The organism is Vibrio sp. B1Z05 (genome assembly GCF_052955985.1).
In genome coordinates, this window is sequence record NZ_CP130464.1 from 710,787 (window position 1) to 730,333 (window position 19,547).

The following is a 19,547-nucleotide window of genomic DNA, read 5'->3' on the forward strand; positions in this document are numbered from 1 at the left end:
CCTTAAAAATCGCACGATTTAATTAAATTGCACATTTGATGCGGTACATTATAATCTAACTGTAAACTCAAATGGGAACTAACCATGCATACATTAACAGCGAATGATGCCAAACGAAATTTCGGCGAGCTACTTCTAAACGCACAACGCGAGCCAATAAAAATCAGCAAAAACAGTAAAGATGCTGTCGTTGTCATGTCCATTCGTGACTTTGAAGAGCTAGAAGCCATGAAAGTTGAGTACCTCAAACACTGCTTTGAATCAGCTAAAGAAGACTTGAACAATGGAAACGCAGTTGATGGCGAAAGCTTTCTGAATTCGCTGTAACTAACTTATGCAAAAGAACAAATACAAGCTAAGTAACTTAGCGCAATCTCACTTGCGCAAAGTAAAAAACTACACGGTTGAAAACTTTTCTGAATTACAGTGGATCAGCTACAAAAACACTCTGCTAACTGGGTTTCAAATGCTAGCTGATAACCCCAGTTTAGGAAGAAGCTGTGACGAGATATACCCAAATGGCTTTTACTTCCCGATTGGAAAACACACAGCTTATTTCACCAAAGAAGATGACTTTATCTTAGTCGTGGCTGTCTTAGGTCAATCACAGCTACCCCAGAATCACCTGAAATAACACGACGTTCACCCTAGAGTTATAGCTGGGGTGTTGGTTTATTCATGCAAACTAACATCTTGATAAGCGGCGAAAAATTGATGGCTAAAATGGCGAAGAACAAGCAAAAGCCAACCGTTTTTTGTCCGTTTAAGCAACTTGTTGAACGAAGCCGCACTGCGTGGGAGGGAAGTCGAGCGAGTAAGGCGTAACAGAATAAGGAGAATGCTTGGGCTCTAGCTAAAGGAGGGAATACTTACTCAAAGACAACAAAACATAACCTATTGATAATTAGTGATTCGCAATATATCGCACCTGCACTCACCTTGAGAAAAGTTTCAAGGTGAAGTTTACTTTAAAATCCATCGTACAATTTACATAATAAAGTAGCACCTAGTTGTTAAAAGGTTATTTGACAAAATGCTGTTCAGCTTTTTTAAAATAGGAACGATAAAACTCGACACCATGTTTTGCCAGCTCTACAGGATTAGAACCTTCAATCCCCCTCCCTAAATGGGAGGTAGGTACGCCATAGCTTCTACCTCTATTTTCGATTGGAAGCAAAGTCACCTTTCCTGGAAAGAACTCGATTTTTAAGGGTTGATCTGAATCGATATGAATTTGCCCGTCCTTCATTTCTAGTTTATTTATATGCAACGAATTACCAATAGCGGGATTAATTCCAATTCCCCCTGATTCTTTCGAGGTTATATCCGCAATTGAATGCTCCTCGGCTCCACGCGCGTTAACAAGATAGCTTAACAGTTGATCTTGCCTTCTTAGTTTTTCAGTTCTACCCCGTTCGACCCAGCCTTCGTATTTAGGGGTTCTCTTCAAATGACTGACGAGCTTATTCCATGCACGCTCTAGGTTATGAAGAAAATCCTTCCAGTGATCTTCGTAATCTTCCAGATTTTCGGCGCTAGACATTTTCTCTATGTAGGATTCAGCTTTTTGCAATTGTTCCCATGGCTTATCTATCGGCTGCATGAATTCCTCGGACCATTTAATAATATTAATAACAGGCTAGCTCGTTTTCCTGCTTGCCTAAGTTTCATTCAATCTAGCATAAGCCACTGAAAAATAACGCATAGACTTCACATTTCACATTCTGCCTTTACATAAAAAGCATAAATAAATGGGGTCAGGTCTTGAATTTTGCAAAGAGAAAAATGCTTCCTGCGCTCCTATTACTACAAAAGATAAAACACCCATGATTTTGTGATAGCAAACTTTGGGGCAACAGTTTGCTAAACCAAAAAACAAACTAAGAAAAAACCCAAAAAGTTATCAACTTCATCATCACAAATCCCTCTGCATAGCAGCCACTTTCCAAAGCGTCTGTCTAGTCGCTTTGCTTTTAATCTGGGCATTTCTTAATAATGGAACGAACTATATACATTCGATTAATTTGTATTATTATACCCCGACTAAAATTCAAGGCTCAGCGAAATGAACGAACGTAAACCCGATAGACTCACAGCAATGCATAACCTTATAGAGCAAGCCAAAATCGAATTGCCTCTTTATGAAGATGAGACTTTTGTCTGCGGTACGGGAACCAACTGCGTCGGTTGTCCAAAAAAATTAATGGAGCTAGTGGATACTGAGCTTTCGTATTGGGAGCACTACATCTCAGATGGTACGCCACCAAACTTTGATGATATCCGACGCTTTGGCAAGCTGTGTAAAAACGTAAAACGCGCCTTAGTGCGTAATAACGTCATCCCCGTGATCAATACGACGCATTAATGCACTAGTCACTTCATCGGGTGCTAGGCTTTTTAGCTCTAGCACACACTGTTTTGCACCCACATCAGCATGTCTAATTTTTAAATCGCACACCGCATACAAATGTTGTGGGTTGCGCGAAATGTTGTACGCTTTTTGCAGTGAATATTGCGCTGCTATAGGGTTAAACACTTCGTGCAAAATACCGTTTACATACCAGTAATGCGCATTGGTTTTTGCCAGTGTTGCCGCCTGTTCCATTGCCTGCGCCGCTTGTGGTTTTCTATCTAAGCGTACTAAAGTCAATGCTTTAGAGTAATACAATTGCGGCTGTTGCGGATTGGTATTCAAGGCATCTTGCAACACATTTAATGCCTGAAAATCATTGTGCTCCAAACGGTAAGTTTCTGCGATACCAATCCAAGCTTCAACGTTGTGCTGTGATTGTTCTGTTAATTGAACATAAACCTGCCTCGCTTGTGAATAGCGCTCAACATGCACATACGCTAGCGCCATGCTAATTAACGACTCTTCATCGGAGGCTTGCTCAAGCCTTGCTATCCATTCGTCAAATACGCTCTCAAACTGCTGTTTTTGTAGCGCATTCATTTCGCTATATTCAACCACTAAATTGTGCGCAACGGCCATTCGCACATCCACTACCAGATCGTTCATCAGTGGCGCTAATAGTCGCCAGCGATGTGCAAACGGATAAGGCTCTGTAGCGCTCACCGAAGCCATTCTTATTTCATACGAGGGATCTTTTAGCCCTCTTGCCACAGCAATAAGCGCGCTTTGGCTGGGATGCTGCGCCAGTTGTTGTAGCGCATCAATGCGTGTTGATATTGGATTATTTCTGTCTTGCGCAATATACGAAAGCTGCTGAGCTGACGGATGGCTAGTTTGGTTGTGGCTTGTATCCGCTGTTTCTCCACCAGCACTTAAACGGGCATTAACTGAGAAACTCAGTGCCATAGTCAGTAACAAAACGATTGGACCTACATTGAGATAGTTACGATTCATCAAAACTTAGCCCCAAATGCGTTTTTATTGAACATCTTGTTCTTTATCGGCTTTGGCTGTTGCAGTGCCATAGCCTGACGCATTACCGAATCACTGTATTTACCGTGCGCGACTGGGTAACCCATCACGCGCAATATATGTGCTAAAGAGCGATCCGCATGCTTATAAAACTTATGCCAGCCCGCGCACAAATAGTTAAGGCCGGGCTCACCTTGACGAGTGCGGATAAAGCGGTTTTTAGGACACTCACCAAAACAGGCAAACTGGTAATCGCATTGCTTGCACTGCTCGGTTAAATTACGAGTTTTAGAAAAGCCAAAACGTTGTTGCTGACTCGAAAATGCCATTTCATCTAATTTATCCGTATGCAAGTTACCGATTTTGTATTCAGGGTACACATAGTGATCGCAAGCAAAGACGTCGCCATTTGGCTCCATTGCTAAGCCCTTTCCACAAAATTCACTCAAGGTACAAAGCGGGTTCTTGCGCCCCATCCAAGTTTCAATAAAGGCTTCAAAATATTGCACAAACACTGTGCCGATATCGTGAGTTGCCCATTCATCAAATACGGCGATTAAAAAATTGCCCCACGCTTCATCTGATACGCACCATGATTCCATCACCGAGTTTTTTGCAGCCGGAATCAAGCGTTTATCACCTTGACGAGGTTGATCGTTTGCCGCCCAAGTTTGCGGCGCCGTATCACGAAACGTCTTTTGTTCCACAATAGGTATAAACTGCATTTGCGGCGATTTCACTTCGTCGCGCAAAAAACGGTACACCTCTAGCGGATTACGACTGGTTAGGTTGTTAATGCAAGTGAGCGTGGCAAAACGTACTTCATACTCATGCAGCAGTTTTACCGCTTCCATCACTTGTTTATGAGTGCCGCGCCCTGCTCTATTGGTGCGGTAAGCGTCGTGGTACATCGCAGGGCCATCAATACTTAGCCCGACTAAAAAGTTGTTCGCTTTTAAAAACTGACACCACTTAGCGTTTAACAAGGTGCCGTTGGTTTGCAGATCGTTGGCAATACTCACGCCTTGTGGCTGATACTTTTTCTGCAACTCAACAATTTTTTCAAAATAGGCTAATCCCAATAACGTTGGCTCGCCCCCTTGCCAAGAAAAAATGATTTCAGGGGTATTTTGCGCCTCAATATAGTGTTTGATATACAACTCAAGATCGTCATCACTCATCTGTGGTGAACAACCTTTTTTGTACTGTAAAAGGTCTTGCTTACTTAGGTAGTAGCAATAATTACAATCAATATTACACGCTGCGCCAATCGGTTTTGCCATGACGTGCATTCTTTTAGAAGGGTGACCATTAAACTGTGGGCCTTGAGTCAACAACATATCGATACCGTTATTTTGGTTGCCAAAAACAGCCTAATTTTAACTTTTGGTTATACAAAAGGCTTGTTATTGCGTTTATAACCATTTGGAAAGTCACTCCTTGATAAGCTTATGTTTTGATTTCTAAAGAGACTAAGCATGAACCTGCCTTTGAAAAACTCTTACTCCCTCTTAGCATGGACGCTAGTGTTAACAACGACAGGATGTTCTCTTGTAGAGCCGCACCCTCTTACCGCGCAAATAGAAGCGGATATGGTGCTCGTTGAAGGTGGCACCTTTGTCATGGGCTCAGACTCGCTTTCCGCACACGCGGCAGAAAAGCCGGCACATAGCGTGCGAGTAGATAGCTTTTATATCGCCAAATATGAAGTGACTCAGGCTTTGTTTGAAGAAGTGATGGGACACTCTCGAAGTTTTTTCCAAGACCCGCAAGTGCCAGTGAATAACTTGAGCTGGCAACAAGCGTACTTTTTTGTGCAGCGCTTAAACGAAGTGACTGGGCAAAACTATCGCTTGCCTACCGAAGCGGAATGGGAATTTGCTGCCAAGGGAGGCAATTATTCTAAAGGTTACACTTACAGCGGTTCCAACAACATTGATGAGGTGGCGTGGCATGCAGGCAATGCCAACAATCAAGCGCACCGCGTTGGTCAGAAAAAACCCAACGAGCTTGGGCTGTATGATATGACGGGTAATGTTGGCGAATTTACCATAGATGCCTTTGAAGAAACCTATTACCGCAACTCCCCACAAGATAACCCAAACAACGCCCAACACACTGACATCAAACTTGCCCATAAATCCGTGCGCGGCGGCAGTTTTGCTTATAGTGCTGAGCAATCGGAGAACTTTCGACGAGACTTCGCCAGTCAGTCCATCACCATGTCGGATATGGGATTACGGTTAGTGCGCAGTGCACATTAGTGTGCGTTTTAAAAATCAGGTTTAAATAGGTCATTACTATGAAAAAACAATTAATTGCACTGGGTTTAGGCTTTGCCAGTATGGGGCTATTTAATGCTTTTGCTTATGCGCAAGACACCCAACCTAAACTGGTATTGCAGATCACAGTCGATGGACTGCGCGGAGATCTTCTAGAGCGTTATAAGCACAATTTCACCGATGGCGGCTTTCGTTACCTGATGGATAACGGCGTCTATTACCGCAATGCCCATTATCAACACGCCAATACCGAAACTATTGTCGGTCACGCCTCACTTGCCACCGGTGCGCCTCCTTCGGTGCATGGCATGGTCGGCAATGTTTGGTATGACCGCGCTCAGCAACGCTTGGTGTATAACGTTGAAGATGGCGACTACCAAATGCTTACTCAACAAGCAGGGGTTGATCAATCCACTGAAATTGATCCGACCCAACGCACCGCCAAGCAAGACGGCCGCTCGCCCGCACCAATGCTAGTCTCCACTTTTGGTGATGAGCTGACAATTTCAAACAATGGCCGCTCAAAAGTGTTTGCCGTATCTACTAAAGATCGCGGCGCTATTGCGCTAGCAGGTCACACAGGCAAAGCCTTTTGGTTTTCCAAAGCCACAGCAGAGTTTGTCACCAGCGATTATTACTACACTCGTTATCCGAGCTGGGTCGAGGCGTGGAATAAAAAGAACGTACCCTCACAATATTCAGGTAAGCGTTGGGAGCTCTCTCTGGCAAGGGATAAATACACGCTTGAAGAAGTCTCACAGCAACACAAATTCGATTTGGCCGGTTTTCAAAGAACCTTTCCCCACCCTTATGGGCCAGAAAGTTTCCCTTACTATTCGACCATGCTCACCATCAGCCCAGCAGGCGATGAAATCACCGCAGATTTTGCCAAAACCTTGCTCGAAGAAGAACAACTAGGGCGTCGCAGTGTCACCGATTTTCTAGCGATCAGCTTTTCATCCAATGATTATGTACTGCATCTTTATGGACCATCAAGCCTTGAAGCGGAGGATAACTTGATTCGTTTAGATAGAACCTTGCAGGGATTATTTGCTGAGATAGACAAGCGCGTGGGTTTAGACAAAACCGTGGTTGTATTGTCCGCCGATCATGGCGCGCCTGAAGCCTCTCCTGTGGCCGCTTCACTTGGGTTAAAACAAGCCCAGTATTTTGATAAATCCAATTTACTCACCGACAATCTCAAACAACGACTTGCCACAGAGTTTGCGGTTAATGAAGAGATCATCAGGCTATATACTCAGCCTTATGTGTATTTGAATCACGATTTAATCAAACAAAAATCCATCAACCTTGCGCAATTACAAGCGGTTATTGCCGAGGAAGCGATGAAAATAAAAGGCGTTGCGAGCGCAGTCACCAGTGAAGATATCGCAACAGGGCGATTAGCCGATAGTTATCTCAATACCATGATCAGCAACAATTATCATGCTAACCGCTCCGGTGATGTCTATTTGGTATTCGAGCCAAGAACCTATATTAATGATATGGATGGCTTAACGGTAGCTTCCACTCATGGCTCACCGTGGCGCTATGATACGCATGTGCCTGTCATTTTTGCCGGACATAACATCAGCGCGCAAAAAGTCACCACAGCAATCACCCCTTATGATATTGCGCCCACCTTATCTAACCTATTGGGCATTACCCTACCTAGTGGTGCAACCGGCAATGTGCTCAATGAAGTCACCAATACCGTAAGCAAAAAATAACGGTTTATTCATTTAATACCGATGATTTTATAAGGCTAAATCACATCAAACATAGCTTTGATGAGGTTTAGCCCTATTTATTTTAAAATCACCACGCTCTCAACTATTCTTATTCTTTGCTTAGCAAAGACTTAGCACGGTTATTGAAAGCTAATTTACCGATAATATAACCCAAAGCTAAGGCGCAATTTGCTACCGTTTATCTTTTGTCTAGATGGGAATATTTCGTGTTTAAACGCCTGACTCAAACACTTGGCCTGTTAGCGGTTTCTACTTCGGTGGTTATTGCCGCCCCAGTACAGCAAACTGACACTGCCAATTCTGCAAACTGGTATCGCGATGCCGCAGTATCACCCGATGGTTCACAAATTGTCTTTCGCTATGCAGGGCAACTTTGGCTTGTACCAAGCACTGGAGGAGACGCACTTCCACTAACCAGTGAGTCAGTATTTAGCAGTCATCCGGTATGGTCTCCAAATGGCAAATCTATTGCCTTCAGCTCGAACCGTTTCGGCACTGGTGATGTCTTTACCATGGATGTAAATAGCGGACAATCGCAGCGTTTAACTTATCATCCAGGCAAAGACGTTCCTTACTCTTACAGCTCTGACGGCAGCACAGTTTATTTTGCAAGTCGCCGCATTGGTAACGACAAAGCGAACATGGGCAATGGTCTATTTGGCGCTGGCTTCTACCTATATTCTGTCAATGCCAATGGCGGACGAGAGCACTTAGAGCTAGGCAATGCGGTCAGTAGCTTTGATAGCGCACACACCGCGCAAGGGTTTTTATACACAGATATGCCTTCCATCGAGCAAGAGTGGCGTAAACATCATACCTCAGCATCGGCGCGTGATATCTGGCTATACAAAGGTGGCAAACACCTACAGCTAACCTACTTCAAAGGCGAAGACAGAGACGCACATTGGTCAGCCGATGATAGCGCTATGTACTATTTATCTGAACGTTCAGGCTCATTTAACGTATGGCGCAAAGATATTAACGACCCTTCTGCTAAACCAGAACAACAAACGTTTTTTGATACATTCCCACTGCGTTCATTGTCAGTGAGTAATCAAAACGATCTTGTGTTTAGCTATGATGGCGACATTTGGATTAAACCAAACCAAGACGCGAAAAGTCATAAAGTGGCGATTCATATCCGCAAGCAAGATCTACAAGCAAGCGAGCGTAACGTTAACCTGAAATATCAAGCCACTGAATTTGCCGTGTCTCCATCGGGTAAAGAAGCTGCGATTGTGGCTCGTGGTGATATTTTTGTCGTCTCTATGAGCAGTGGCAGTGTAGTTCGCGTTACGCACACCGGACAACAAGAAAAAGACGTGTCTTTCTCTAATGATGGCAAGTCTCTGTACTACAGCTCTGAGCGCAACGGCAATTGGGATATCTACCGCAGTCAAGTGAATGCGACCGACCAAGGCTTTATTGGTTCGACATCCATAACCGAAACAGCGGTCACGCAAACTCCGCAAGATGAATACCAACCTGTTCTATCACCTGACAACAAAAAAATCGCCTACCGCGTTGATATTAATAACTTAGTTGTTGAAAACCTTGCCGATAAATCGATTATACCGTTGGTTAAATCTACTGAGCTTTATTCGTATGCTAGGAGTGATTGGAGCTACAACTGGTCACCAGACAGCCAATATGTCATATCTCGCACTGGCAGTTTGTTTGGCGCAAACAAAATTGTGATGTTTGATAGCAACAAAAAAGATAGCCGCATCGTGTTGAGCCAAAGTGGTTTTGGTAAGTTCTCGCCCGTTTTCTCAAACGATGGTCAAATTGCTTATTGGCTAACCACAAAAGACGGCGTAACCAAACTAGATGGCTCACCAACACAGCTTGATGTGTATGGTGTTTCTTTAAATAAATTCACAGAGTACAACTGGTTTAAACATCAAGATGCCGTCGCACTCACTGCGACAAGTGACCAAGATAAATCGAAAGACAAAGACGACAGCAAAGCGAAAAAACAAGATGAACAACAAGCAGCAACCGCACCTAAAACTGAGGTGGACGCCAAAGGACTTGCTCAGCGCATACATCGCTTAACACCACTGTCACTTAATTTGGAGTTTGCGGCGTTGTCACCAGACAACAAAGATGTACTGGTCGCTTACAATCAAAAAGAGAACCTTGTGTTTGCCACTTTCTCAGTCGCAACCCAAGAGTTCACACCGTTATTTACTCGTCCTGCAGCGGCTGTATCGCAAATTCAGTTGAGTAATGATGGCAGCTCTTTGATTATGTTAGGCAATGGCACTATCGAAAACTACAGCCTTGCTACTCATCAATCAAAGACTCAAGCTTTTGATCTACAAGCTGAATTTGATTTTGCACAAGAAAGAAATTACATCTTTAACCATGTATGGCGTTTGACTGAACAACGTTTTTACAACGCCAAGTTACACGACGTTGATTGGGCTGGGTTAAAAACCAGTTACGCACGCCATTTGCCGGCGGTTCACACCTATCAAGACTTTGCGATTTTGCTCAGTGAGATGGTCGGTGAATTAAACGCTTCACATACTGGTGCCTCGTTCTACGAACAAGGGCAAGATTGGGAAAAAGTAGGTGCCTTAGGCGTATTTTATGACGACAGTTACCAAGGTGAAGGGGTGCGCGTAGATACAGTGTTAGACAACGGCCCGTCCGATCTACCTAACTCTGCCATTGTGGCAGGTAGCATCATCAAAACCGTTAACGGTACAGCTATCCAAAAATCTGATGATATTTACCCATACTTACGCAACCTTATCGGCAAACCAACTACCCTTGGTGTTGTTAAGCCTGATACAGACAAAGTGGTAAATGTGCAGGTATTCCCTATTGATAATAAACAAGAATTTAAACTCTCTTATCAATACTGGGTCGCTAAAAACGAAAAACTGGCTGATACCCTATCAAAAGGAAAAATTGGCTATGTGCACGTACCGCAAATGGACTCAGACAGTTATAAGCAGTTAGTCGATAAACTGTTTGGCGAAAATCGTGATAAAGATGCAGTAGTAATTGATATCCGATTTAACACTGGTGGTAATCTGCATGACCAAATTGTTGACCTATTATCTGCGGTTCAATACGGCACAGCGGTTAGTCGTGACGGTTATCAAGCAGCAAAATTCCCAATCCGACGTTGGACCAAACCTACGGTACTGTTAGTCAACTCTTACTGTTATTCTGACGCTTCGGTTATGGCACAGCTATATCAAGACAACAAGTTAGGTAAAGTTGTCGGTGATACGGTTCCAGGGACTGGTACTTTCGTAAACTGGCAACACCAGCAAAACCCAATGCTTGTCTATGGCGTGCCACAACTTGGTATGAAAGACAAACACGGTAACTGGTTAGAAAACCAAGAAATAGTGCCTGATGTGATTGTTCATAACTATCCTGACAGCATTGCGAACCAGCGTGATGTTCAGCTAGAGACCGCAGTTAAACAGTTACTTTCCAATAAATAAGCGCTGAATTGACACTTAAATAATCTGCCGCATTGCTTGTACGCTTTGCGGCATTTTTTATCACTCCAAAAACTCATACCAATCACACTAAGTAAGTGATCAGAGCTAGCTTGTTAAAATGACCAGTTATTTAGTACGATTGGTATCACCTGCCCTCACCGAATAACGAATTCACTTACAACTTGAGACGCTAACCTGCATACTGTGGCGCTTGGAGCAAGACTCTTGCCATTTGGGCAATATAGATCAGGAAATATAGACAGGTAAAAGATGCACTACATGAACTTACAACTGGACGACAAAGCACAAGGCATTGCCGCAGATCTGCTCTCTGGCCTCGAAAATAAAAATGGCTTATTCAAAATGACCGCCCGCTTTGCCGCTCTTATCGATAGCAGACTAAATGAAAATGATTATGTGGGCACAGTAACTTGGTTTAGCGAAGATGATTATATTGAACACGATATAGAATACCCGGCGAGTTCATCTGCTGCGCCATCAGCCTAAATTAAGCGATCGAATTCAGTCCGAAGCACGCCGTTATTGCTAGCTTCAATATGACGATTACCTTTGAAAAATACAAAGTAAGTAACACCTTGCCTTTTCGATTGCAGATCAGCATATACTGTTATAAGAATCATAAAATTAGGTTGTGACAAGCAAACCTAAAGTATTAAAAATAATGAGGATATTGACGATATGGATCTGAATTTCAAAGGCAAAAATATTGTAATTACCGGTGGTAGCACTGGCATTGGTGCGACTATGGTAAAAACCTTTCTAGAAGAAGGTGCCAACGTGTACTTTTGTGGTCGCAGCCAAGAAAAACTGGACCTTGCCCTAGAAAATCTAAAAGATTTCAGCAATGTTTTCGCTAAACAACTAGACGTCACTAAAGAAGCCGACTTTAAAGGGTGGATTGCAGAAATTGGTGCTGTTGACGTATTTGTTCCGAACGTCAGCGCATTAAGTGGCAGCTGGGAAGATTCAATCGAAGTTGACCTGCTTGCCACTGTAAAAAATATCGAAGTGGTTATCCCTGCAATGACCAACCCAAATCCAGCCGTCACTTTCATTGGTTCAATTAGCGCCACTATTACAGATTGCACCAGCGCTTACGCGTCAATTAAAGCTGCTCTTACTCAGTATGTTTACTCGCTATCAAAAGAGCACGCAGGAAAAATCCGCTTTAATACTATCGCACCCGGTTCAACCCTCTTTCCTGGCGGCGGTTGGGACGGCTACAGAATCTCAGCACCAACAGAATTTAAAGCCAAAGAAGACGCCCACCCAATGGGCCGCCTAGCAAGCCCACAAGAAGTGGCGAACGCAGTCGTCTTTATCTCTTCTACAAGAGCCAGCTACATCTCTGGCGAAGTATTACACATCGACGGTGGCGAAATAGCAACGGCGCGTTTGTAAGTTATAGCTTGTAGGTTTTAAGCTATTTGCAGAGCCTGTAACTTAGGTTATAGGCTCTCTTCATATTCCCATTGCATCCACCCGAAACAATTATTCCCATCTAAAATAGCTCACTTTAAAAACACAAAAAGAACGAAAAGTAAACTAATTTATTCGCAATCTTACATATTCATACGATTTTTGTGGACTAGTTAACATTCTGGATTTAGGATGCATCATCTTTTTTCGTTGTTCATTATTTAACACCTTTTGTGCATGGTTTATTTGCATAGCTTATGTGCCTAGTTTAGTGCGCAAATAATGAGACACGAATTCATCTTTTATTTTGATTCTGTGGGGGAATACAACAATGGATACATCTAAGCTAACACTGCTAAAAACGACGATTTCTAACGATATTGCCAACGATGAACTGGGTATGGTGAACAAACATGCTTTACTTCGTGGCCAAGCGGGCATTATCGAAAGCTACTTAACACAAAAAGCGCGTAAAATCGCCAGAGCACAAGGTGCTACAGATACAAATGAAGGTATGCTCTCTACGTACAAATCATTTTTAGCTCAATTTGTATCTCAATCAGAATTGCCAAAAGAGTTGTCACAAGTTCCTGCTATTTATCTTGAACAAATGTCATCACTGATCGGCTTTAAAGCGGGAAAAGCTTGGTATAGCCTATAAGCTGTCGCTTAGAAACCTTCTTGGTATTGTAAGGGAAAAACAATACCAAGACGGTTACCGCGCCTTTACTCTAATCATTAAAGATCGATTTAGATACGCTCTGGATTTGAGTTCTTAGCCATTTGTGACCGGCTTCTGCGGTTCGGCTTGGATGCCACAACATACATAAATCTTCTGATATATCTAAAAACGACGTTTCTAACACTTGGATGGGATAATTGCCGCCCACTTGCTTTATCAGTGATGACGGAAATAACGAGATATAGTCGGTACTAGATACCACAGGTAACACTTCCAAAATCCCCGGCGAACGATACACAATTTTTCGCTTACTCAGCTCAGGAAAGTGATCATTTGATAAAAATGAGCTTCTGCTTTGCCAGCGCGATACCGCTATGTGCTCTTCTGCTAAAAACTCTTCAATACTGATACTGTCACTGATCCTTGGATGCCCTTGTCTGACAATCGCACGCACGCTTTCAGTACCTAACTTTTCTATCTTTAAGCTGGTCTTTTCGATTGGGCGCATATCTAGCACCAAATCATAGCGTTGCAGTCTTAAATCTGATTCATGGTCTTCGGTAAACAGCGGATGAACATCCAGATCTATATTGGGTGCTAAACTTTTGATTTTCAAAAGCAGCTCAGGCATCAATCGATACCCTACCAAAGGAATGCAAGCGATAGAAAAAATCCGCTCAGATACCTTAGGATCAAAATCTCTGGTGGCAGTTAATGTAGACGTGAAGTTTTTAAACGACGCCGACAGCGCAGGGTAAATATCAGAGGCAAAGGTAGTGGGCTTAACCCCAGCAGGGCTGCGATGAAACAAAGGATCGTCGTAAATTTCACGCAGACGTTTTAAGGCTTTACTTACCGCAGGTTGGCTCACCCCTAAACGATTAGCCGCTTTGGACATACTGCTTTCTTCATACACAGCGACAAAGAAAGGAATCAAATTAAGCTCAGTGCTTTTCATAGTTTAAAGTTACTCTTGCGTCACTTGTATACCAACCGCCAAGGTTGTTATTAACCGGAGTTAATAACAGCGATTGATGTTGTCTAATTCTGGCAATGCTTTTTGCATGCCTATTTGCCCTATTGTGCGCCTGCGCATTAACGCTATTTTGCACCACACTAGCCATCCTTGAACAAACGAAATTGGCTGAGTTTGGATCTGCTTGGCGACTATCTGCCATTGGCTTGCACTAGATAATTTGCTCATTTGTAACTCACCAGAACAGCGCCTTAAATGCGCGTACAAAGCCGCTCTAATTTCGCCTGAGTCACCGCGATACAACACTTGTGAAAATTGCCAAAACAGAGGCAATGGTCTGGTTTTATAAAATCGTCGCATCGCTATGATTAACATAGAAAAACCAATCAAAAATAACAACAAAATAGCGATGCTATTCTTATAGTAGTTCATCCACGATGTAAGTGTATGTGCGACTTTAAAAGTGCGAGCTTCCACCTGCAGCTTTTCCAATTGTTGCGTGCGAGAATTCCACCACAGTATTGAATACTCAGGTAGCGTCACCTCCCCGCCATGTTGCAATACATACACTTGTTGTTCAGTTCTTTGCGCCTGAAATTGATGGCGATGTTGCGCGTCTAATAACTTGATTGGCTGCGAATACAGTTGGTAATGATCGCTGGCTAAATCATGCTTACGATTAAATATCGGTGGCAGTAGCATAGCCAGAGTATTGTCGGCGGTGATAGTCACAGTGCGGGTAATCGCATCACCGGCTTTTAATTCTGCGCTTGATTGTTGCCACTTTTGCGCAATCTCAACCTGCGGACTGTTGATCCAAGCCGAGCTCTGCGATAACAATCCTGTTGGCAGTTGCGCGTTAAATTTAAGCGGTTTAGTGTACATTTCACGTTGAACATTGCCCCTACTCTGCACCGAGACTTGCGCTTGAACACGTAAAGGCGGCACAACAAAATGCCCTTCTTGCTGTGGATATAAATGAATTTCCCAAAGCTGCACCGACCAAGTACTACCCGCTCGTTTTTCTGCGTAATTTACCGCAAGTTGAGAGGGCTTTTGCACAATGACATTGGCAATTTCTGGCAGGCTCACTTGCGTACCTGCGGTAAACCATCGCGGCGTTGATACTTCAACAAACAGCGTAATGGGCTGATTGACCTGTGCTTGAAGCTCCGTATATGGCGCATTGGCTATGTCGCCCTGCTTTTGTAGCCAACTTTTTAGCTGAATATTAGGCTGAGGCGGCGCACTTTTATTGTCATGACTTTGGGCATAGCCATTCATCGCTAGCAAACATAACAACACTAGCAATACGATATTTAAGCATTTATTGGGCATCACTTCGCTCCTGTGCTTGCTGTGTGCTTCGCTGTATTTGAAACTTAGCGCGCAAAAAAAGCTTGGGATCGGACTCTACCCGTCGTAGCCATTTATCAGCCAACTCTTCACTGCCTAAAATCTCATTAGCATTGAGCGACTCTTTTAGCATCATCTCAGCAACCGCAGTGTCTTCTGCGCCATCACCGGTTTGTGGATTATCTCCCAACTCAATGGAATCCTCCGCCCCATCTGTGGTTCCTGCTTGGCTCGCACTCAGACGGTTTACTTCGTCGACTATGCCTTGCATTACCATTAAATTGTGCTCGATTTGCGAGCGCAATTCAGGCGTTAACGGCCAACGTTTTTCACTTAATAAATAGGCAAACAGGTCACGCGCTTTTAGATATTCCCTTTGCCTTGCGAGCGCAATGCCAGCGTAAAACGCGCCATTGGCGGAGTCTGCATTTAAGAACGCAGAATGAGCTAGCGAATATTCTGCGGCGTAGTAATAGGCAATGCCTTTGCGCATGGGATCTTGAAAATGGGTGGCGGCTTGCAAATAGCGTTGTCGATTAAAGTGCCACTGCCCTTGTTGATCTGTAGTTAGCCAAAGGTTCGTCCATGCGCTAGAGACTTTATCCAGCGTAGTCACTTCTTCAAAAGCACTTCCGCTCTCTGCTTGATGAGCGCTAACAGAATAAACCGGTGCGGCGATAACCGATGCTGAATAGCAAGGTGCTAACACACAGCCAATAACAACCCATTGCACTAGCCAGCCTTTTCTAAACCACAGCAATAAAAGCAAAGCGATAGGAAACAATAAGTAATAGCCCATATCTTGCCACGGCATTGCCGACTCATTATTGAGCTGCATGTGCCTTTGTATTTTTCTCTCTAGCGCTAGCACATCGGTATTATCAATACTGACCACTTCTAAACTTGCACCACTTTGACCAGCTAAGCGTTGCAACGAGCTAAGATCCATTGGGTTGTTGCTTTTTAGCTTTGGATTACCTGTCGCTAAAATCAATAACTGGTGAGGGCTTTGCGTAAAGTACTCAGCCAAACGCACTAAGCTATCTGGCGTAACACCATCACTGATTAACAACACGCTAGCGGGCATTTTCTCCGATAGCTGACTATCAATTTGCTCAATAATGCTATCGGCTCTTTTGCCTTTTACAGGCATTATGTCGGGATCAATAGCCGCCAAAAATGGCGCAAATACCTGACGGTCTTTAGTCAGCGGCATCGCCAAATGTGACGTCCCCGCAAACACCACTAAGCCCGTTTGTCCTCCATCTCTTAGCTCTAGCAAGTCATGAATTTTTTGCTTTGCTCGCGTTAAGCGTGTTGGTGCTAAATCTTCATTTTGCATCGAAGCACTATTGTCTAACGCAATAAGCAGTGAGGCTTTGTCTTCGCCAAATGGCGATGGTGCACGTTGCCAAGTGGGGCCTGCGCAGAGCACGATTGCCAAGCTCATCACCACAGACAAAAATTTAAGTGGCAATTGCTTTCGCCACCCTTGTTGTCCAACAGATAAAGCTTGGATTAAATGCTTAGGCAAAACGGCTTGCCCTTGGCGTTGGGTGTCTAATTTCCAGCGCCAATAAATCACTGTACATAATGGCAACAACGCCAACAGCCATAACGGTCTTATAAAATGGAACTGCGTCAGTATTTGTTGCCAAAACAGTTGCTCAACAAGGGCAAAATCAAACATACTTTTGCTCCTTATTATTCAGCATGCGACGCCACAAGCTAACAGCAAAAGCGCACAGATAAAGCGCAACCACCAGCATGATAGGGTAAGCATGTATGCTAGTTTTCGGTCGATAAGTAGTGCTTTGGTAAAGCTCTGGCTCTAATGCATCAATTTTTTCAGAAGCGAGTGTTAAAGAGTGTCTATCTAACGCTTGGAATGACTCACCTCCAGACTCTAAAGCAATACGCTCAATCGCCGACATATCAAGGGCTTTTTCACCGACCGTTGTTGGGTCGCCAATAGCAATCACATGAATTTTCACCTGCTTGGCTTTAGCCACTTTTGCCGCGTCAATGGGTTCGACAAAACTTCCGGTATCGTTACCATCGGTTAAGACAATGGCGACTTTCTCGCGCGCTTCATTCGCTGTCGCAGGCGTTTGTTCAAACACTTTTATCGCCAAGCCGATTGCGTCTCCCAGATGCGTGCTTGCCCCTGCCATTCCTACTTGAGTTTGCTCGAGTAATGCCAGCCAAACACTTTGGTCGGCGGTAAATGGGGTTTGCACAAATGCCGCATCACCAAACAAAATCAAACCAAGGCGGTCGCCTTGTCGAGATTGCACAAAGTTTTGTAATACCTCTTTTACCGCCTCTAGCCTTGATATTTTTTTGCCGTCTAATGAGGTAAAATCACGCTCCTCCATTGACTGAGATAAGTCGACCACCACCATCACATCACGCCCTAATTGCTGCTTTGTTTGTGGCGCGCCAAGTACGGTCGGTTTCGACATAGCCAAAACTACAAGTGACCAAGACAATACTAAAATACAGCGTTGCCAAAGTGATGGACGCAACTGACTGGCACCTTGGGTTGGGCTCTCACCTAACACCTCTAGCAACAAACCAAAAAACGGCACTTTAATGGCTGATTGTTTGGTGCGATAGGCAGGAATAAAATAGTAGATAAGCAAAGGTGCAGGCAAAGCCAACAGCCAAAGTGGATGCGCCAGTTCGAGATCAAAACTAAACATTTGGTACCTCGCTGTTAACCTCACAGTTACTCTTTGTAAGAAAGGCGTGATGTTCACTGACCCATCTTTGGCAATCTTCTAGCAACAGCAGTAATTCAATCTCACTCAGCACATATTGGCTGTCCATTAAACCGCGCATCCAGTGCGACCATTTAGCTTCAAACTGACGACTATTTTCTGGCAAGTGTGCATCTAACGCCTGTAAAAACGATGCGCCGTATAAACTGGCACCTTGCGGATTTACCACTCGCAGCGCCGCTTTCATCACCGAAAAGAGATCGCAACTTACCTGACGACGAAAAGCCGCTGAATCTTGAATACTGCCGTGACACGCTTTTGCAATACGATTTAGTGTATTCAATGCTTCTCGGCGGTAACGGTTACTGCGCCAGATTTTAAATTGCTTAATCATCCATACACAAAAAACGCCGAGTAACACAAATCCTAAAACCTTCCAGCCTATCGTCTGTGGCAACCAACTCACTGAGGGCGCGACCGCAACTTCTACGATGTCACGCAACATATAACTTTGCGGTGGAGTGTGTAGGCTCATCGTCCCGCCCCCATTTCCCGCTTAAATTGCGCAAGGTGATCGCCTTTTGTGCCCAAGCAAATAAGAGGTAAACCTTTGCTCGTCATTAAGCGCACTAGTTGGCTTTTTTTCATGGCTTGATGCTGCGTTAGACCGCGACTGGCTTTATTGATTTGATTAGTACTGCCAAGATTAAGCTGATGTTGACCATCGCCCAATACCCACGGTGAGGTGCTAGCAGGTAAGCTCTGCTCAAACTCATCAGAAATCATCACGGTAAGCACATCATTATGAATTTGTAGCTGCTTGAGCGCTTCGATATCCATTTGGCTCACGCCATGCCAGTCACTAAGTATGATGACCGTTGAGCCTTTAGTGACACTGCGACGCAAGGCTGTCATAAGATGGGAAAATGAAGCGATGTCGCCATCATGGCAACGCACATTTAAGGCTTGATTGGCGTCCGCAAGATGCTTTAAATGATGTAAAAGATGCGCACGACTGCGCTGAGGTTTGTGCCACTGCGGCCCGCTCGGTGTAGCGATGACAAAGCCTACTCTGTCACCATCTTTTAGCACTCGCCATGCACTCAAAGCCGCAACTTCCGCCGCCACTACCGATTTCATCACCTCAGCAGAGGAGAAAAATAAGCTCGCACGTTGGTCAACGCAGATAATCACGTTGCGATCTTTTTCTTCGGTATAGGCACGCACATGAGGCTTGCCAGTGCGCAAGGTTACTTTCCAATCCAAGTTACGAATGTCATCACCGCGCTGATAATGACGCAGCTCTTCAAAGTTAAGTCCGCGCCCACGAAACAAAGAGTGATGACGCCCTGATAACAAAGTACCAGCGCTCAATTTCGGTAAAAACGACAATGAACCCACCTGCCCTTGCAACTGAACTAGACGCTGATATTGGCAATGAATTCGTTCATCATGGGATACTTGAACCATGTTTACTGCCTC

At 44.1% G+C, this 19,547-nt stretch carries 19 protein-coding genes; 10 read left to right on the forward strand and 9 right to left on the reverse strand.

What is annotated here, in order from left to right; genetic code table 11:
- Positions 1-84 precede the first annotated feature (84 nt).
- Genes QV280_RS15970 through QV280_RS15980 form a run of 3 tightly spaced genes read left to right on the forward strand, consistent with a single transcriptional unit; the run spans position 85 to position 825 of the window.
- The gene (locus QV280_RS15970) at positions 85-327 is read left to right on the forward strand and encodes a type II toxin-antitoxin system Phd/YefM family antitoxin (protein ID WP_152820031.1); all 243 of its coding nucleotides are present in this window, start codon (positions 85-87) and stop codon (positions 325-327) included.
- A 7-nt stretch (positions 328-334) separates the two neighbouring features.
- The gene (locus tag QV280_RS15975; protein ID WP_023403041.1) at positions 335-634 is read left to right on the forward strand and encodes a type II toxin-antitoxin system RelE/ParE family toxin; all 300 of its coding nucleotides are present in this window, start codon (positions 335-337) and stop codon (positions 632-634) included.
- 44 nt (positions 635-678) lie between these two features.
- Positions 679-825: a hypothetical protein gene (locus tag QV280_RS15980; RefSeq protein WP_172972792.1), complete on the forward strand. Its 147-nt coding sequence runs from the start codon at positions 679-681 to the stop codon at positions 823-825.
- Positions 826-1,021: 196 nt separating this feature from the next.
- Here the strand turns inward: QV280_RS15980 and QV280_RS15985 are convergent, their stop codons facing one another.
- On the reverse strand, positions 1,022-1,603 hold the full coding sequence (locus QV280_RS15985) for a hypothetical protein (protein WP_152820032.1): 582 nt from the start codon (positions 1,601-1,603) through the stop codon (positions 1,022-1,024).
- Between the two features lie 462 nt (positions 1,604-2,065).
- Here QV280_RS15985 and QV280_RS15990 point away from each other — a divergent pair, with 462 nt between their 5' ends.
- Positions 2,066-2,365 (forward strand): hypothetical protein, encoded by a 300-nt coding sequence (locus tag QV280_RS15990; protein WP_152820033.1) that lies wholly within the window; start codon positions 2,066-2,068, stop codon positions 2,363-2,365.
- Here QV280_RS15990 and QV280_RS15995 read toward each other — a convergent pair.
- Together QV280_RS15995 and QV280_RS16000 are read right to left on the reverse strand one after the other, a co-directional pair.
- The gene (locus QV280_RS15995) at positions 2,321-3,367 is read right to left on the reverse strand and encodes a tetratricopeptide repeat protein (RefSeq protein WP_152820034.1); all 1,047 of its coding nucleotides are present in this window, start codon (positions 3,365-3,367) and stop codon (positions 2,321-2,323) included. The two genes, QV280_RS15990 and QV280_RS15995, sit on opposite strands and share 45 nt — an antisense overlap.
- Complete coding sequence (locus QV280_RS16000) at positions 3,367-4,725, reverse strand: anaerobic sulfatase maturase (RefSeq protein ID WP_152820035.1); 1,359 nt, start codon at positions 4,723-4,725, stop codon at positions 3,367-3,369. Before QV280_RS16000 ends, QV280_RS15995 begins: the two co-directional genes overlap by 1 nt.
- Positions 4,726-4,863: 138 nt before the next feature.
- Here QV280_RS16000 and QV280_RS16005 point away from each other — a divergent pair, with 138 nt between their 5' ends.
- The 6 genes from QV280_RS16005 to QV280_RS16030 all read left to right on the forward strand — a co-directional run bounded on the left by QV280_RS16005 (position 4,864) and on the right by QV280_RS16030 (position 12,989).
- A complete protein-coding gene (locus QV280_RS16005; RefSeq protein ID WP_152820036.1) occupies positions 4,864-5,649 on the forward strand; it encodes a formylglycine-generating enzyme family protein in 786 nt (261 codons plus the stop codon).
- A gap of 38 nt (positions 5,650-5,687) precedes the next feature.
- Complete coding sequence (locus QV280_RS16010) at positions 5,688-7,397, forward strand: alkaline phosphatase family protein (RefSeq protein ID WP_447026280.1); 1,710 nt, start codon at positions 5,688-5,690, stop codon at positions 7,395-7,397.
- 227 nt (positions 7,398-7,624) lie between these two features.
- Positions 7,625-10,888: a S41 family peptidase gene (locus QV280_RS16015; protein ID WP_172972793.1), complete on the forward strand. Its 3,264-nt coding sequence runs from the start codon at positions 7,625-7,627 to the stop codon at positions 10,886-10,888.
- 279 nt (positions 10,889-11,167) lie between these two features.
- Positions 11,168-11,395 carry a hypothetical protein gene (locus tag QV280_RS16020; protein ID WP_240432771.1) on the forward strand — a complete coding sequence of 76 codons (228 nt, stop codon included), beginning with the start codon at positions 11,168-11,170 and terminating at the stop codon, positions 11,393-11,395.
- Between the two features lie 192 nt (positions 11,396-11,587).
- Positions 11,588-12,310, forward strand: a complete 723-nt coding sequence (locus QV280_RS16025) for an SDR family NAD(P)-dependent oxidoreductase (RefSeq protein ID WP_152820038.1) — start codon at positions 11,588-11,590, stop codon at positions 12,308-12,310.
- A gap of 349 nt (positions 12,311-12,659) precedes the next feature.
- Positions 12,660-12,989, forward strand: coding sequence for a hypothetical protein (locus QV280_RS16030; protein WP_152820039.1), 330 nt, complete (start codon positions 12,660-12,662; stop codon positions 12,987-12,989).
- Between the two features lie 70 nt (positions 12,990-13,059).
- Here the strand turns inward: QV280_RS16030 and QV280_RS16035 are convergent, their stop codons facing one another.
- From QV280_RS16035 to QV280_RS16060, 6 genes are read right to left on the reverse strand one after another with little or no spacing between them, the layout of a single operon-like run.
- A complete protein-coding gene (locus tag QV280_RS16035) occupies positions 13,060-13,968 on the reverse strand; it encodes a LysR family transcriptional regulator (protein WP_152820040.1) in 909 nt (302 codons plus the stop codon).
- Positions 13,969-14,028: 60 nt separating this feature from the next.
- Positions 14,029-15,324, reverse strand: a complete 1,296-nt coding sequence (locus QV280_RS16040) for a BatD family protein (RefSeq protein ID WP_152820041.1) — start codon at positions 15,322-15,324, stop codon at positions 14,029-14,031.
- Complete coding sequence (locus QV280_RS16045; RefSeq protein WP_152820042.1) at positions 15,314-17,032, reverse strand: vWA domain-containing protein; 1,719 nt, start codon at positions 17,030-17,032, stop codon at positions 15,314-15,316. The genes QV280_RS16040 and QV280_RS16045 overlap by 11 nt, the downstream gene beginning before the upstream one ends.
- Entirely contained in the window at positions 17,025-18,047 is a 1,023-nt protein-coding gene (locus QV280_RS16050; RefSeq protein ID WP_152820043.1) for a vWA domain-containing protein, read from the reverse strand. Before QV280_RS16050 ends, QV280_RS16045 begins: the two co-directional genes overlap by 8 nt.
- The gene (locus tag QV280_RS16055; protein ID WP_152820044.1) at positions 18,040-18,600 is read right to left on the reverse strand and encodes a DUF4381 domain-containing protein; all 561 of its coding nucleotides are present in this window, start codon (positions 18,598-18,600) and stop codon (positions 18,040-18,042) included. Before QV280_RS16055 ends, QV280_RS16050 begins: the two co-directional genes overlap by 8 nt.
- Positions 18,597-19,535 carry a DUF58 domain-containing protein gene (locus QV280_RS16060; protein WP_152820045.1) on the reverse strand — a complete coding sequence of 313 codons (939 nt, stop codon included), beginning with the start codon at positions 19,533-19,535 and terminating at the stop codon, positions 18,597-18,599. The genes QV280_RS16055 and QV280_RS16060 overlap by 4 nt, the downstream gene beginning before the upstream one ends.
- Positions 19,536-19,547 lie beyond the last annotated feature (12 nt).